17 protein-coding genes are annotated in these 16,013 nt (G+C 49.0%); 14 read left to right on the top strand and 3 right to left on the bottom strand.

What is annotated here, in order from left to right; translation table 11 throughout:
- The 11 genes from AC6R0S_RS11300 (at position 1) to glmU (ending at position 9,584) form a co-directional block, all read left to right on the top strand.
- The gene (locus AC6R0S_RS11300; RefSeq protein WP_500626268.1) at positions 1–903 is read left to right on the top strand and encodes a ParB/RepB/Spo0J family partition protein; all 903 of its coding nucleotides are present in this window, start codon (positions 1–3) and stop codon (positions 901–903) included.
- A gap of 142 nt (positions 904–1,045) precedes the next feature.
- On the top strand, positions 1,046–1,450 hold the full coding sequence (locus tag AC6R0S_RS11295; protein ID WP_334555537.1) for an ATP synthase subunit I: 405 nt from the start codon (positions 1,046–1,048) through the stop codon (positions 1,448–1,450).
- Complete coding sequence (atpB, locus tag AC6R0S_RS11290) at positions 1,443–2,267, top strand: F0F1 ATP synthase subunit A (protein ID WP_334555538.1); 825 nt, start codon at positions 1,443–1,445, stop codon at positions 2,265–2,267. The genes AC6R0S_RS11295 and atpB overlap by 8 nt, the downstream gene beginning before the upstream one ends.
- Positions 2,268–2,309: 42 nt before the next feature.
- Positions 2,310–2,528, top strand: coding sequence for a F0F1 ATP synthase subunit C (gene atpE, locus AC6R0S_RS11285; protein ID WP_334555539.1), 219 nt, complete (start codon positions 2,310–2,312; stop codon positions 2,526–2,528).
- Between the two features lie 73 nt (positions 2,529–2,601).
- Complete coding sequence (gene atpF, locus AC6R0S_RS11280; RefSeq protein WP_487902952.1) at positions 2,602–3,072, top strand: F0F1 ATP synthase subunit B; 471 nt, start codon at positions 2,602–2,604, stop codon at positions 3,070–3,072.
- A 15-nt stretch (positions 3,073–3,087) separates the two neighbouring features.
- Positions 3,088–3,618, top strand: coding sequence for a F0F1 ATP synthase subunit delta (locus AC6R0S_RS11275; protein WP_487902951.1), 531 nt, complete (start codon positions 3,088–3,090; stop codon positions 3,616–3,618).
- Between the two features lie 18 nt (positions 3,619–3,636).
- Entirely contained in the window at positions 3,637–5,178 is a 1,542-nt protein-coding gene (atpA, locus tag AC6R0S_RS11270) for a F0F1 ATP synthase subunit alpha (RefSeq protein ID WP_500626267.1), read from the top strand.
- Positions 5,179–5,213: 35 nt separating this feature from the next.
- The gene (gene atpG, locus AC6R0S_RS11265; protein WP_334555543.1) at positions 5,214–6,080 is read left to right on the top strand and encodes a F0F1 ATP synthase subunit gamma; all 867 of its coding nucleotides are present in this window, start codon (positions 5,214–5,216) and stop codon (positions 6,078–6,080) included.
- Positions 6,081–6,110: 30 nt separating this feature from the next.
- Positions 6,111–7,514: a F0F1 ATP synthase subunit beta gene (atpD, locus tag AC6R0S_RS11260; protein WP_334555544.1), complete on the top strand. Its 1,404-nt coding sequence runs from the start codon at positions 6,111–6,113 to the stop codon at positions 7,512–7,514.
- Between the two features lie 22 nt (positions 7,515–7,536).
- Positions 7,537–7,968 (top strand): F0F1 ATP synthase subunit epsilon, encoded by a 432-nt coding sequence (locus AC6R0S_RS11255; protein ID WP_487902950.1) that lies wholly within the window; start codon positions 7,537–7,539, stop codon positions 7,966–7,968.
- 254 nt (positions 7,969–8,222) lie between these two features.
- Entirely contained in the window at positions 8,223–9,584 is a 1,362-nt protein-coding gene (gene glmU, locus AC6R0S_RS11250; protein ID WP_500637946.1) for a bifunctional UDP-N-acetylglucosamine diphosphorylase/glucosamine-1-phosphate N-acetyltransferase GlmU, read from the top strand.
- 50 nt (positions 9,585–9,634) lie between these two features.
- Here the strand turns inward: glmU and AC6R0S_RS11245 are convergent, their stop codons facing one another.
- Positions 9,635–10,375, bottom strand: coding sequence for an amino acid ABC transporter permease (locus AC6R0S_RS11245; RefSeq protein ID WP_500637945.1), 741 nt, complete (start codon positions 10,373–10,375; stop codon positions 9,635–9,637).
- A 142-nt stretch (positions 10,376–10,517) separates the two neighbouring features.
- Here AC6R0S_RS11245 and AC6R0S_RS11240 point away from each other — a divergent pair, with 142 nt between their 5' ends.
- Positions 10,518–11,240, top strand: coding sequence for a transporter substrate-binding domain-containing protein (locus AC6R0S_RS11240; RefSeq protein ID WP_487902973.1), 723 nt, complete (start codon positions 10,518–10,520; stop codon positions 11,238–11,240).
- A 62-nt stretch (positions 11,241–11,302) separates the two neighbouring features.
- Here the strand turns inward: AC6R0S_RS11240 and fadA are convergent, their stop codons facing one another.
- Positions 11,303–12,478 carry an acetyl-CoA C-acyltransferase FadA gene (gene fadA, locus AC6R0S_RS11235; protein WP_334555551.1) on the bottom strand — a complete coding sequence of 392 codons (1,176 nt, stop codon included), beginning with the start codon at positions 12,476–12,478 and terminating at the stop codon, positions 11,303–11,305.
- A 12-nt stretch (positions 12,479–12,490) separates the two neighbouring features.
- The gene (fadB, locus tag AC6R0S_RS11230) at positions 12,491–14,662 is read right to left on the bottom strand and encodes a fatty acid oxidation complex subunit alpha FadB (protein WP_500637944.1); all 2,172 of its coding nucleotides are present in this window, start codon (positions 14,660–14,662) and stop codon (positions 12,491–12,493) included.
- 261 nt (positions 14,663–14,923) lie between these two features.
- Here fadB and AC6R0S_RS11225 point away from each other — a divergent pair, with 261 nt between their 5' ends.
- Positions 14,924–15,550, top strand: a complete 627-nt coding sequence (locus AC6R0S_RS11225; RefSeq protein ID WP_500634073.1) for a YigZ family protein — start codon at positions 14,924–14,926, stop codon at positions 15,548–15,550.
- 42 nt (positions 15,551–15,592) lie between these two features.
- A partial coding sequence (locus AC6R0S_RS11220) for a potassium transporter TrkG (protein WP_500637943.1) occupies positions 15,593–16,013 on the top strand: 421 nt, incomplete at its 3' end.

The following is a 16,013-nucleotide window of genomic DNA, read 5'->3' as shown; positions in this document are numbered from 1 at the left end:
ATGTCTAAACGTGGTTTAGGTAAAGGGCTTGACGCTCTGCTATCGACCAGCTCACTGGCGCGTGAGAAACAGCAAAGTGCGCTCAATAGCCAAGCGTTGTCGTCCGATGGGCATTTGACTGAACTGAGTATCAATGCGTTACAACCGGGCGTGTATCAGCCCCGCAAAGAGATGGAGCCTGAAGCGCTCGAAGAGTTGGCCTCATCGATAGAGTCGCAAGGGATTATCCAGCCGATTGTTGTGCGTCAGGTTGAGGCGGACAAATACGAAATCATCGCTGGCGAACGTCGCTGGCGTGCGGCGCGTAAAGCCGGTCTCAAGCAAGTGCCTTGCGTGGTCAAAAATGTCGAAGACCGTGCGGCGGTTGCGATGGCATTGATTGAAAACATTCAGCGCGAAGACCTCAATGCAATTGAAGAAGCCCAAGCATTGGAGCGTCTTCAAGACGAATTTGAATTGACTCATCAGCAAGTGGCGGATGCGATTGGCAAGTCACGCACCACTGTGAGTAACTTGTTAAGACTCAACCAGTTAGACAATGAAGTGAAAGCCTTGATGTCGGCCAAATTGATTGAGATGGGCCATGCTCGCGCGTTACTGGCGTTAGAAGCCACGCAGCAAGTGGCGCTCGCCAATCACGTTGCCAAGAAAAAACTGACGGTGCGTCAAACAGAAAACTTAGTAAAAAAGACGCTCCAGGGCGAAGTTGAATCAACCACGCCAAAACCAGAAATTGATAACACGACGGAGTTGTCGTTAAAGCATTTGTCTGAACAATTAAACACAAAAGTTGCCCTACAAATGTCAACAAAAGGCGATGGTAAAATTGTCATCAACTTTGCAGACAATGAGCAACTTCAATCGATGTTAAAACAACTACAAAACATCGATTCCGCTTCCTAGCTCACACTTCCTAGTAGGAATAAAGCTTATCACCGAAGCAATTATTGTGTTTTTGGGTAAGAACTATATAATTTTCGTGCTTTTTTTCACCATGCATTGACTGTGATCAATGCGGTGTTAGATACAGAAACAGGTGCTTTTGATGTTTAGTGCAAATCGAAGCAAGCAAGGAAGAGCTGCTTTTAGACTCGTCCACCTCCAGCTGATATTTGTGCTCCTCATCGGGAGCTTGGCTTATGTGATGATCAGCCCTGAAACGGCTCGCTTTGTTTTAAAAGGCGGCTTTATCGCGGTGATGGGTAATTACATTTATGCCCTGTTTACGTTTTTCCCTAAACCAGGGTCCGATGGGAAAGTTCTCCTTGGCTTCCTGATGGTGGGATGGGCGTTAAAGCTGGTGTTTACCATAGTGATGTTTGTGTTGGTGTTTTCTGTCAACGAGTTCCTCAAACCAGGGGCGTTCTTTACAGGTTACAAGCTCACACTGCTGATCTTCTGGTTATCACCAATTTTATTTTTTCATAAAAATGGGATTAACCATGGCTGATACTCCGCAGGAATATATTCAGCACCACCTAACCAACGCGAAGATTTGTGTGGTTGATGGTGGCGTAGCAACCAACTATGGTTGTGCCGACGCTGGGTTCTGGACCTTACATTGGGATTCATTGTTGTTCTCTGTTGGTCTAGGTGCACTATTTTTGTGGTTGTTTTATCGTGTCGGAAAAAATGCAACCACAGGCACGCCTGGTAAGCTGCAATGTTTTATCGAAATGGTCGTAGAGCAAGTCGATGCCATTGTAAAAGATGCTTTCCATGGTCGTGATAAATTAGTCGCACCACTAGCTCTTACCTTGTTTGTGTGGATTTTCCTCATGAACTTGATGGATCTAGTACCCGTTGACTTTATTCCTCATCTAATGGGGGCGGCTGGCTTTGAGTACTTTAAGATCGTACCTACGGTTGACTTAAACATCACGCTAGCACTTGCATTAGGTGTCCTAGTACTGACAGTGGTTTACTACATCAAGTACAAAGGATTTAAAGGATTTGTGAAAGAATTTACGCTTCACCCAATTAACAATAAAGCGTTAATTCCTTTCAACTTAGTTTTGGAAAGTGTCTCATTGCTGGCTAAGCCGGTGTCTCTTTCTTTACGTCTTTACGGCAACATGTACTCGGGCGAGTTGATCTTTATTCTGATCGCTGTGACCTACGGTGCTGGTGTTGTATTGGGTGGATTAGGTGTCGTCGCGCACGTCATTTGGGCAATCTTCCACATATTAGTAATTGTTTTACAAGCCTTCATTTTTACAATGCTGACCGTTGTTTACCTCAGCATGGCAAGTAACGATTCACATTAATTTTTACCTAACTTTTTTATCAAATCTGATTTGGAGATAATTATGGAAATTTATTTGGTTGTAGGTCTACTACTAGGCATGTGTGCTATCGCAACAGGTTTTGGTTTCGCGATCCTTGGTGGTAAGTTCCTTGAGTCAGTTGCTCGCCAGCCTGAAATGGCGCCTGTTCTACAAACCAACATGTTCATCATCGCGGGTCTATTGGATGCGGTTCCAATGATCGGTGTTGGTATCTCTATGTACATGCTATTCGCACTGTAATAGACCTCTCTTATTCATTCATGATACGTCGTTTCGATGTTTCGAAACTAAGAATAGGTAAAGGAGGGTCATTGTGAATATCAATGCTACTCTGCTGGGACAAGCAATAGCATTTCTAATTTTTGTGTGGTTCTGCATGAAGTTCGTGTGGCCACCATTAATTGCTGCTATTGAAGAACGCCAAAAGAAGATCTCTGAAGGTCTAGAGTCGGCTGCACGTGCGGACAAAGCGTTAGAGCTTGCCAAGCACAATGCGGCAGACCAGCTGAAAGACGCGAAGAAACAAGCATTAGAAATCATCGAGCAAGCGAATAAACGCAAAGCTCAGATTTTGGATGAAGCCCGCAACGAAGCTACTGTCGAGCGAGATCATATTCTTTCTCAAGGTAAAGCTGAGCTGGAAGCAGAAACATTGCGTGCGCGCAATGAGCTGAAGAAAGACGTGGCGAGCTTAGTGATTCTTGGCGCAGAGAAAGTGATCGAGCGTTCTATTGATCCAGCTGCACATCAAGACATCCTTGATAGTATTTCAGCAAAACTATAACAAGAGGGCATCAGTATGTCGGATTTGACAACTATTGCTCGACCATATGCTAAGGCTGCATACGGCTTTGCGAGTGATAATAGTGCCATTGAACAATGGTCACAGATGCTTGCATTTGCCAAAGAGATGTCTTCAGTAAAAGAGCTAAAGACCGCTGCTTTGAGTTTGCAGCCTGAGCAACTAGTGCAATTGTATGTTGATGTTGGCGGGGAATACTTTGATGAACCCTTTCAAAACTTTTTGAAAGTGGTGATCGAGAATCGTCGCACCTCAGCGTTAAGTGATATTTATCAGCAGTACAAGAAACTGGCAGACAAGGCTTCAAACACGAAAGAGGTGACGGTTACGACGTCTACTGAATTGTCTGAAGCGCAAAAGTCGCAGCTTATCGCCAGCCTTGAACAGCGTTTTGGTGGCACAGTGAAATTAAACTGTATCGTTGATGCGCACTTGATCGGCGGCGCGGTTATCCGTGATGGCGATACTGTGTTGGATAACTCACTCGTTAGCCGTTTAACTCGTCTTAAAGACGTTATTAAGTCTTAAATTAGGGGAATTGGAGCAATGCAACTTAATTCCACGGAAATTAGCGAACTGATTAGACAGCGCATTGAAAAATTCAATGTCGTGTCTGAAGTTCGTAATGAGGGTACGATCGTCTCTGTAAGTGACGGTATTCTCCGCATTCACGGTCTTGAAGATGTGATGCAAGGTGAAATGATCGAGCTTCCAGGTGATCGTTTTGCATTGGCATTAAACCTAGAGCGCGACTCTGTTGGTGCTGTAGTGATGGGCCCGTACGCAGACCTTAAAGAAGGGATGAAAGTGACGGGTACTGGACGCATCCTTGAAGTACCTGTAGGCCCTGAGCTGCTTGGCCGTGTGGTTAACACACTGGGTCAACCAATTGATGGCAAAGGTCCTATCGATGCGAAACTGAGCTCACCAGTTGAAGTGATTGCACCAGGTGTTATCGACCGTAAATCGGTTGATCAGCCTGTTCAAACCGGTTACAAGTCTGTTGACTCAATGATCCCAATCGGTCGTGGTCAGCGTGAGCTTATCATCGGTGACCGTCAGACTGGTAAAACGGCGATGGCGATCGATGCCATCATCAACCAGAAAGACTCGGGTATTTTCTCTATCTACGTAGCGATTGGTCAGAAAGCATCGACCATTGCTAACGTGGTTCGCAAACTAGAAGAGCACGGCGCACTGCAGAACACGATTGTTGTCGTAGCATCGGCTTCTGAATCTGCAGCGCTTCAATACCTAGCGCCATACGCAGGTTGTGCGATGGGTGAGTACTTCCGTGACCGCGGTGAAGATGCACTGATTGTTTACGATGACCTGTCTAAACAAGCGGTTGCTTACCGTCAGATCTCTCTACTCCTAAAACGTCCACCAGGCCGTGAGGCTTTCCCGGGTGACGTATTCTACCTCCACTCACGTCTACTAGAGCGCGCTGCGCGAGTAAACGAAGAGTACGTAGAGCGTTTCACCAACGGTGAAGTGAAAGGTAAGACAGGCTCTTTGACTGCGCTACCTATCATCGAAACTCAAGCGGGTGACGTATCGGCATTCGTACCGACCAACGTAATCTCGATTACCGACGGTCAGATCTTCCTACAAACTGAACTGTTCAACGCGGGTGTACGCCCAGCGGTTGACCCAGGTATCTCAGTATCTCGTGTAGGTGGTTCGGCTCAGACGAAAATCATCAAGAAACTGTCAGGTGGTATCCGTACTGCATTGGCGGCATACCGTGAATTGGCAGCCTTTGCTCAGTTCTCATCGGATCTTGATGCAGCGACCAAACGCCAGCTAAATCACGGTCAGAAAGTGACTGAATTGATGAAGCAGCAGCAGTACGCGCCAATGTCAGTGTTTGACCAAGCATTGTCTATTTTCGCGGCGGAACGTGGCTATCTCGATGATATCGAGCTCAACAAAGTCCTCGACTTTGAAGGTGCTCTACTATCGTATGCTCGTGCTCAGCATGCAGATTTTGCAGCTGAGATCGACAAGTCTGGCGCTTACAACGATGAAATCGAAGCTCAACTGAAAGCCTTGGTTGATGATTTCAAAGCAACCCAAACTTGGTAATTACAAGCAAGTTTTGTAATTAACGGAGAGTAACGATGGCCAATACAAAAGAAATTCGTAGCAAGATTGGTAGTGTCAAAAGCACTCAAAAAATCACGAAAGCGATGGAAATGGTAGCGGCTTCCAAAATGCGTCGTACGCAAGATGCAATGGAAGGCCCTCGTCCTTACGCTGAAATAATACGTAAAGTCATTGGTCATTTAGCGCACGGTACCTTGGAATACAAACATCCATTCCTTGTAGAACGTGGCGCTAAGCGCGTTGGGTATATTGTGGTATCGACCGATCGTGGTCTTTGTGGCGGCTTGAACATTAACTTGTTCAAGCAAGCCGTCAAGGAGATGAACGATTGGTCGAATCAAGGTGTAGAGATTGAGCTGGCAGTGATCGGTTCAAAAGCCACATCTTACTTCAATAGCATAGGTGCGAAGATTGTCGCTCAAACCTCAGGTTTGGGAGACACGCCATCATTAGATGATCTGATCGGTTCTATCAAAGTCATGCTTAAGAAGTATGAAGAGGGTGAAATCGATCGCTTGTACCTAGTGTTCAATGAGTTTGTGAACTCAATGACACAGCAACCCAAAATTGATCAATTAATACCTTTGCCTAAGTCCATGAGTGACGATGAGTCGTTCAAGCATGCGTGGAGCTATATGTTTGAGTCAGACCAAAAGGTTCTGCTCAATACCTTGATGTCTCGTTATATCGAGTCTCAGGTGTACCAGGCTGTGGTTGAAAACTTAGCGTGCGAAATGGCTGCTCGTATGATTGCTATGAAAGCAGCATCTGACAATGCTGGAAACTTGATCGATGAACTAGAGCTTGTGTACAACAAAGCCCGTCAAGCGGCGATTACACAAGAGCTATCCGAGATCGTTTCTGGTGCGGCAGCAGTGTAATTTAGGCAGATTAAATTTAGAGGATTAACGATGGCTACAGGTAAGATCGTACAGATCATCGGTGCGGTAGTCGACGTAGAGTTCCCACAGAGCGATGTACCAAGTGTATATGACGCTCTAAACGTTACGGACTCAAAAGAGCGTCTTGTTCTTGAAGTTCAGCAACAGCTAGGCGGTGGCGTAGTTCGTTGTATCGTGATGGGTAGCTCTGATGGTTTACGTCGCGGAGTGGAAGTGGTTAACACAGGCGCTCCAATTTCAGTACCAGTAGGTACTAAGACCCTAGGTCGTATCATGAACGTTCTAGGTGACGCGATTGACGAGCGTGGCGAAATCGGTGCAGAAGAGGTTTACTCTATCCACCGTCAAGCGCCAAGCTACGAAGAGCAATCAAACGAGACAGCGCTTCTAGAAACCGGCGTAAAAGTAATCGACCTAGTTTGTCCATTCGCTAAGGGTGGTAAAATCGGTCTATTCGGTGGTGCAGGTGTAGGTAAGACCGTTAACATGATGGAACTTATCAACAACATCGCACTACAACACTCTGGTCTTTCTGTATTCGCGGGTGTAGGTGAGCGTACTCGTGAGGGTAACGACTTCTACTACGAAATGCAGGAAGCGGGCGTAGTAAACATCGAAAAACCTGAAGAATCAAAGGTTGCGATGGTTTACGGTCAGATGAACGAGCCACCAGGCAACCGTCTACGTGTTGCACTGACAGGTCTAACGATGGCTGAGCGTTTCCGTGACGAAGGCCGTGACGTTCTACTGTTCGTTGATAACATCTACCGTTACACGCTGGCGGGTACGGAAGTATCTGCACTGCTAGGTCGTATGCCTTCTGCGGTAGGTTACCAGCCAACTCTTGCAGAAGAGATGGGTGTACTTCAGGAGCGTATCACGTCAACAAAAGCGGGTTCTATCACGTCTGTACAGGCGGTATACGTACCAGCGGATGACTTGACTGACCCGTCTCCAGCCACCACGTTCGCGCACTTGGATGCAACGGTTGTACTTAACCGTAACATCGCAGCTATGGGTCTATACCCAGCGATCGACCCACTTGACTCAACGTCTCGTCAGCTTGACCCATTGGTCGTTGGTCAAGAGCACTACGACATCGCTCGTGGTGTTCAGCAGACACTTCAGCGCTACAAAGAGCTGAAAGACATCATCGCTATCCTAGGTATGGACGAGCTATCTGAAGAAGATAAGCAAGTCGTATCTCGTGCACGTAAGATTGAGCGTTTCTTGACTCAGCCTTACCACGTAGCGGAAGTCTTTACGGGTGACCCGGGTGTATACGTACCTCTTACAGAGACACTTCGTGGCTTTAAAGGTCTTCTTTCTGGTGAGTATGATGATATTCCTGAGCAGGCATTTATGTACTGCGGAAGCATCGACGACGCTCTAGAAAACGCGAAGAAGATGTAAGCGAAGACTTTAAGGAGGCGTTATGACTGCATCAGTGACCTTTAACCTAGACGTTGTGAGTGCCGAAGAGCGTATTTTCTCTGGCTATGCTCGCAGCATTCAAGTTTCAGGTGAAGAGGGTGATCTCGGTGTTTTAGCGGGTCATACTCCGTTGTTGACGCTGATTCGTCCTGGTATGGTTCGCATCGTAACAAAGAAAGGTGAGGAAGAAATTATTTACCTTTCGGGCGGTATTCTTGAAGTACAGGCTCACGATGTCACCATCTTGGCGGATACCGCTGTTCGAGGTGAAGACCTAGACAAAGCAAAAGCGGAAGAAGCAAAACAGCGTGCAGAAGAGCTGATCAACCTACCTCACGGTGACGTTGATTACGCGAAAGCTGCGGCTGAGCTGGCGAAAGCGGTCGCTCAATTGAAAGTCATTGAGCTCGTGAGACGCAGCAGCCGTCGCTAGTATGATTGTGCGTTGAATCGCTAGATAAAGCCTCGAGTTCGCTCGGGGCTTTTGTTTATTTACCGCAACCTATTTTCTCCGAGTGAAACAGTTTCGCCAACCGAGCAGAGCGCCGTGAGTGAGCCAACTTAGGTGGCGAGAAGGCTGGTGGCTGCTTAATTTTTAACGGAAAATTTTCCGATTTCATTAACTAATTGTTGATTAGTGTCTAGAATACCCCTCAAGTTTTTATGACAACGTCTATAGGTAATTTCATGAAGTTTAGCGCGGTGATTCTCGCGGCGGGCAAAGGGACTCGCATGTACTCTAACAAGCCAAAGGTACTGCATACCCTAGCGGGTAAACCTATGGTGAAGCACGTGATTGATACTTGCTCTGGGCTCGGCGCGCAAAACATCCACCTCGTCTATGGCCACGGTGGCGATCAAATGCAAGCTGAACTGAGCCAAGAGTCTGTTAACTGGGTATTGCAAGCGGATCAATTAGGGACAGGTCATGCGGTGGATCAAGCGTCGGATCAGTTTCAAGATGATGAAAAGATCCTGGTGTTGTACGGCGACGTGCCTTTGATCTCGGAAGAGACCATTGAGAGCTTGCTGGATGCGCAGCCTACCGGCGGCATCGCGCTCTTGACCGTCGTCTTAGACAACCCAACAGGCTACGGCCGTATCGTCCGTAAGAATGGCCCTGTTGTGGCGATCGTTGAACAAAAAGATGCCACCGAAGAGCAGCGTCAAATCAAAGAGATCAACACAGGTGTGATGGTCGCGACAGGCGGCGATCTTAAGCGCTGGTTATCTGGCCTCAACAACCAAAACGCGCAAGGTGAATATTACCTCACTGACGTCATTGCGGCCGCGCACGACGAAGGACGCGCTGTCGAGGCCGTTCACCCAGTCAATCCTATCGAAGTGGAAGGGGTGAACGATCGCAATCAGTTGGCGCGCTTAGAACGTGCCTTCCAATCCATGCAAGCTCGCAAGCTGCTTGAACAAGGCGTGATGCTGCGTGACCCAGCACGTTTTGATTTGCGTGGTGAGCTGCAATGCGGTATGGACTGTGAGATTGACGTCAATGTTGTGATTGAAGGTAGTGTCTCTCTTGGCGATAACGTAGTGATTGGCGCTGGGTGTGTGCTCAAAGATTGCGAAATCGACGACAACACCATTGTGCGCCCATACAGCGTGATTGAAGGTGCTACGGTCGGTGAAGAGTGTACCGTTGGGCCATTTACTCGTCTTCGCCCTGGCGCAGAGCTGAAGAAAGATGCCCACGTTGGTAACTTTGTTGAAATGAAAAACGCGCGTCTTGGTCAGGGTTCAAAAGCCAACCACCTCACTTATCTTGGCGATGCTGAGATTGGTGAGCGCACCAACATTGGCGCGGGTACGATTACGTGTAACTACGATGGCGCAAACAAGTTTAAAACCATCATCGGCAACGATGTGTTTGTTGGCTCAGACAGCCAGCTGGTGGCACCAGTGACGATTGCTGATGGTGCGACCATAGGCGCAGGCACGACGCTGACGAAAGACGTTGCACAAGGTGAGTTAGTCATCACTCGCGCTAAAGAGCGCAAGATTGCAGGCTGGCAGCGTCCGGTGAAGAAAAAATAATCGTCGATGCTCAGTTTCAAAGCCGCTTCATTGAAGCGGCTTTTTTCTATCTATAAGCTTGGAATCGCAATGCGCTTTTCTAGCCAGCGCACGGCTTGAGAGACCAATAAGATAAGCAATAGATATTCGAGCACCAAAAAGGTGTAGATCTCCAAAGGTAAGTATTCGGTGACCACCAGCTCGTTCGCTCTGCGGGTCAGATCGCTCAGACCAATGACACTGACCAACGAACTCATTTTGAGGATATAGACAAATTGGTTTCCCAGTGGCGGCAAAATCTGACGGAAGGCTTGTGGTAATATCACAAAGCGCATGGTCTGCCAGTAACCGAGTCCTAACGATTCAGAGGCTTCGCGTTGACCTCGGCTAATGGCTTGAATACCACCGCGAAAGACTTCCGCCATAAAGGCGCTTTCGGCGATCGTTAGGGCTATCACGCCTGCCCAGAAATGATTTAAGGAAAGATCGAGTAAGGTAGGCATCCCATAATAGACCCACAGCAGCAAAACGAGCACCGGGACTGAGCGTACGCTTTCGACATAGAGACGATTAAACCAACGTAACACTCTCAGGTTAGATAAGGCAGGCATCGCGACCATCAAGCCAAGGCTCATCGCTAGCACCATACTGAGCAAGGAGATCTGCACCGTCTCACCAAATCCACCCATCAAAAACAGCACATTTGCTCGGCCTTGCTCGGTGGTAGGATCGAGTACATACCATCCCCATTGATAGTCACTGCAGCCAGTCAGCAGCAGCGTAGTGATCAACACCCATACTTTAGTGGTCACATTACACCTTGTTTAGACTAGAAAATCCGTTTCTTACTGCTATGTTAACAATGAAAGTGGAATTCGTGTAATGACTAAGGACGATAAAATGAAACCGATCATCTGCGCACTGCTCATCAGCCTGTTGTCGCTCCCGCAAGCGATGGCTCAAGGCAGTCGCCTCCATCAGATTTTAGACTCAGGCGTTCTGCGTGTCGGGACGACCGGCGACTGGAACCCAATGACGATGAAAGACCCGGCGACCAATAGTTATCGAGGGTTTGATATCGATGTGACCACCGAATTAGCCAAAGACCTAGGGGTCAGTGTCGAGTTTGTCGCCACTGACTGGAAAACCTTGGTCAATGGCGTGACTGCCAACAAATATGACATTACAGGCAGTGCGTCGCTCAATATGTCTCGCGCTAAGGTAGCGGGGTACAGTCAGCCCTATTTTTATCTCGCTTTTGTCCCGGTTGTGCAGAAGAAGGATCTGGAGCGTTTCTCAGACTGGTCTGATTTTGACTCGCCTGACGTCAAAGTGGCGGCCACACTGGGTACCGTACAAGAAAAGATGGTGAAAGCGTTTTTCCCTTCTGCGCAGCACATTGTCATCGAAGCGCCCGCTCGTGATTTTCAAGAGCTATTGGCGCGCCGCGCGGACGTCTCAGTGACCTCCAACGTGGAAGCTGCGACCTTGGTCGAGAAGTTTCAACAGCTGGCGATTGTGCCTGTCAAAGAGGCAAGAAAGCCCACCCCGATCGCGATGCTGTTACCCCAAGATGACCAAGTATGGATCAATTACATTAATCACTGGGTTGAGTTGAAGAAAACCCAAGGATTTTTCAAACAGACCGCCGAAAAGTGGGGGCTGAAAACACTTTAGTGTAATAGGTATAGATAGTAAAAGAGCCGCAAAGCGGCTCTTTTGACATTATTTGACACGCCTTATGGGCGTTCAAACACCGTCGCGATGCCTTGACCTAGACCGATACACATGGTCGCTAATCCGTATTTGGCGTCTTGCGCTTCCATAAGATTGATCAAGGTGGTTGAGATGCGTGAACCTGAGCAGCCTAATGGGTGACCGAGAGCGATAGCGCCGCCATTAAGGTTGACCTTTTCATCCATCACGTCCAGTAAGCCGAGATCTTTCGCAACAGGCAGAGCCTGGGCGGCGAAAGCCTCATTGAGCTCAACCACATCCATATCATCAATAGAGAGGCCAGCGCGCTTGAGGGCTTTTTGTGTTGCAGGTACAGGTCCGTATCCCATGATGGAAGGATCGCAACCGGCAATCGCCATACCTTTGATGCGAGCGCGAATGGTGAGACCAAGCTCTTTGGCTTTCTCCTCACTCATGATCAACATGGCTGAGGCGCCATCAGACAGGGCGGAAGAGGTGCCTGCAGTGACGGTACCGTTGGCAGGGTCAAACACGGGGCGCAACTGAGACAGACCTTCGACCGAGGTTTCTGGACGAATTACTTCATCAAAGTCGAGGGTAAACAGTGTGCCGTCTGCGGCGTGACCTTCGGTTGGAAGAATCTCGTTCTTAAAACGGCCTTCGACCGTGGCTGCGTGAGCTCTTGCGTGCGAACGTGCCGCGAACGCATCTTGCTGCTCACGGCTGATCTGGTGCAGTTTGCCGAGCATCTCCGCGGTGAGACCCATCATACCCGCCGCTTTCGCTACGTGTTTTGACATGCCTGGGTGGAAGTCGACGCCATGATTCATTGGAACGTGCCCCATGTGCTCGACACCACCAATCAGACAGATCTCTGCATCGCCTGTCATGATGGCGCGCGTGCCATCGTGCAGCGCTTGCATTGAGGAGCCGCACAGACGGTTAACCGTCACGGCACCAATCTCAATCGGCAGCCCTGCGAGGAGCGCAGCGTTACGGGCAATATTGAAGCCTTGCTCAAGGGTTTGTTGCACACAGCCCCAGTAGATGTCTTCAATCTCGCTTGGGTTCACCTGCGGGTTACGGGCCAAGATACCTTTCATTAAGTGTGCCGATAAATCTTCTGCACGTGTGTGGCGGAATGCGCCGCCTTTTGAACGTCCCATCGGAGTACGTAGACAATCGACAACGACAACGTTTCTAGTGTGGGTAGTCATGCTGAAATCTCCTTAGATAGAACTTTGCTGCTGTGGGCCATAGAAGGTCTCGCCTTTTTTAGCCATGGTTTTGAGCAGTTTTGGCACCTGGTACATCGCACCCAGATCCGAGTATTGCTGCGCCATTGCGACAAACTCAGCAATGCCCACACTATCGAGATAACGGAACACCCCACCACGGAACGGAGGGAAGCCAAGACCATAAACCAGCGCCATGTCCGCTTCTTGAGGAGAGGCAATGATGCCCTCTTCAAGACACAGCACCACTTCGTTGATCATTGGAATCATCATGCGTTGAATAATGGTTTGGTCATCAAACGCTTGCGACGATTGCGTCACTTCAGCGAGCAGCGGTAACACATCATCACTGAAGGTTTTCTTCGGTTTGCCTTTTCTATCGACGCTGTAGCTGTAGAAGCCACTGCCGTTTTTCTGGCCGTACTTGTTTGCATCAAACAGCGCATCAATCGCATCACGATCCGATTTACCCATACGCTCTGGGAAGCCTTGCGCCATGACGGCTTGAGCATGATGTGCCGTATCAATACCTACCACATCGAGCAAGTAAGCAGGGCCCATCGGCCAACCAAATTGACGCTCCATGACTTTATCGACTTGGGTGAAATCGGCCCCATCACGCAGTAGCAAGCTAAAGCCGCCAAAGTAAGGGAAGAGCACACGGTTGACGAAAAATCCCGGGCAGTCATTGACCACAATCGGGGATTTGCCCATCTTAGCCGCATAGGCGACCACGCGGTTGATGGTGTCGTCTGAGGTGTGTTCACCACGGATGATCTCGACCAATGGCATGCGGTGTACGGGGTTAAAGAAGTGCATACCACAGAATTTGTCTGGGCGAGACAGCGACTTAGCCAGCAAGTTGATTGGAATAGTCGATGTGTTCGAGGTGATCACCGTCTCTTCGCTCACCTGCTGCTCAACTTCACTCAGCACAGCGGCTTTGACTTTCGGGTTTTCAACCACAGCTTCGACGACAACATCAGCTTGCTCAATGCCCGCGTAGTGCAAGCTTGGTGTGATGGAGGCAAGGATGCCTGCCATTTTGAAGCCATCAATACGGCCACGTTCAAGCTGCTTGTTGAGTAGCTTAGAGGCTTCGGTCATGCCCAGATCCAGTGACGGCTGAGCAATGTCTTTCATTAGCACCGGTACCTCTTTGAGGGCGGATTGGTAAGCAATGCCGCCGCCCATGATGCCAGCGCCAAGTACCGCAGCTCGCGCCGTGGCTTTGTCGGCCGATTTTTCTGCTTTCTTGGCAATCCCTTTGATGTATTGATCGTTAAGGAACAGGCCAACTAACGCCTTCGCTTCCTCGGATTTTGCCAACGTAATAAAGTGTTTACGTTCAATGGCCAACGCTTCATCGCGCGCAAAACCTGCGCCTTGTTCGATGGTCTTGACCGCCGTCATCGGCGCTGGGTAGTGCGGGCCTGCTTTCTGGGCGACTAACCCTTTGGCCATGGTAAAGCTCATCATAGATTCGAGCTTGCTGAGCGTCAGCGCGGAGGTTTTTTGTTTGCGGCGAGCTTGCCAGTCGATTTTCTCATTGACGGCTAGGGTGAGCGTGCTCAGCGCAGAGTCGTAAAGTGTCTCAGAGTCGACGACGGCGTCCAACAATCCGATCGCGAGTGCTTCGTCTGCACGGCAGGCTTTGCCTTGTGTGATCACTTCCATCGCACTGTCTGCGCCGATAACGCGCGGTAGGCGAACACAGCCACCAAAGCCTGGCATGATACCCAGTTTGGTTTCAGGTAGGCCGATGCTGGTGGTTTTATCGCCAATACGCATGTCGGTAGCGAGTACACACTCACAACCGCCACCTAAGGTGTGGCCTTTGACCACAGAGACGGTCGGCACTGGGAGATCTTCAAGCTTATTGAAGATGCTGTTGGCGAATTGGAGCCACGTATCGAGCTGGGCTTCTGGTTTGGCAAACAAACCTAAGAATTCGGTGATGTCGGCGCCAACAATGAACGCGTCTTTGTCTGAAGTCAGCAGCAGACCTTTAAGACCTGAATGTTGAGCGAGGGCATCGAGCGCCTTATCGAGAGACTCGAGTGTGGCGAGATCGAGTTTGTTAACGGATTGTGGAGAGCAGAAACAGAGTTCAGCTAACCCGTCGTTTAATTCCTTTACCTGTAGGGTGTCGGCTTGGTAAATCATTGTCTATCTCCATGACATACAATCGTGGATTGCGTGTTGATCTCGCGAATCGGTCGTTGTGGACCACGCAAGATTAACTAGGAAAGTTGTTATATTTATTGCTCTGGTTAGACCAGAGAACTTAGTGTGGATCGCTCATTGGACAAATTCAATACATTTTTCAAACAAGTGTTTAACATTGTGCGCTTGGACAAATCTTAGACGACGCGCAAACCGCTCTCATGATAGACTCACGCCAGTTTGCTAAGACTTGCTATGCCCATGAATGATCACCCTTATTTAGTTCCCCTGCAGCCTGCGGTGTTTGAAGAAGAGATAAAGAAGAGCGTCTTTATCACCCAGCTCGCCCATACACCGAGTATCGACAGTGCCAAGGCGTTTATCGAACAAGTGAGACGGGCGCACCCCAGTGCTCGGCACCATTGTTGGGGTTTTGTCGCAGGGCGACCGGAAAATTCCATGCTGTGGGGATTCAGTGATGATGGTGAGCCGTCGGGGACGGCGGGCAAACCCATTTTGGCTCAATTATCCGGATCGGGAGTTGGTGAAGTGACGGCAGTCGTCACCCGTTATTCAGGTGGTATCAAGCTGGGGACGGGAGGCTTGGTCAAAGCCTATGGTGGCGGTGTGGGGCAAGCGCTTAAGTTGCTTCAAACAATTGAGAAAAAAATCACCACAAACTTGCGACTGGAGTTAGACTATGGCTTCCTGCCTATTGCGCAGGCGATGCTACCGCAATTCAATGCCGTGGAAGTATCGGCCGAGTACAGCGATCATGTCGTGCTGGTGGTAGAGATAGAGCGGAGGGATGCCGCTGTGTTTACCCAGGCGGTCATCAATAAAAGTGGCGCCAAAGCTAACATCACCTCTTTCGATGGAAAACAATGATAATTAGGAAGTCTGAAGCCAAGCTTCAATAGTCGTCTCTGTATGCAATTTCGTTCAATTATTCGCATCGTCGGCCTACTGCTGGCCTTATTTAGCGTCACCATGCTGGCGCCTGCTTTAGTCGCACTTATCTATCGAGATGGTGCGGGCGTGCCCTTTGTCACCACCTTTTTTGTTTTGCTTGCCTGTGGCGCAGTGTGTTGGTTTCCGAATCGTCGTCATAAACATGAACTGAAAGCCCGTGATGGTTTTCTGATTGTGGTGCTGTTTTGGACGGTACTGGGCAGTGCAGGGGCGCTGCCTTTTTTAGCGGCGGATTACCCCAATGTGTCGGTGACCGATGCGTTTTTTGAATCATTCTCTGCGCTGACCACGACAGGGGCCACCGTCATTGTTGGGCTGGATGAGTTGCCAAAAGCGATCCTTTTTTATCGTCAGATACTGCAATGGTTTGGTGGCATGG

It is taken from the genome of Vibrio sp. R15-SG3-ISO1B (assembly GCF_059833835.1).
Note: the sequence above shows the minus strand (reverse complement) of the source record. Positions and strands in the feature narration are given on the sequence as shown.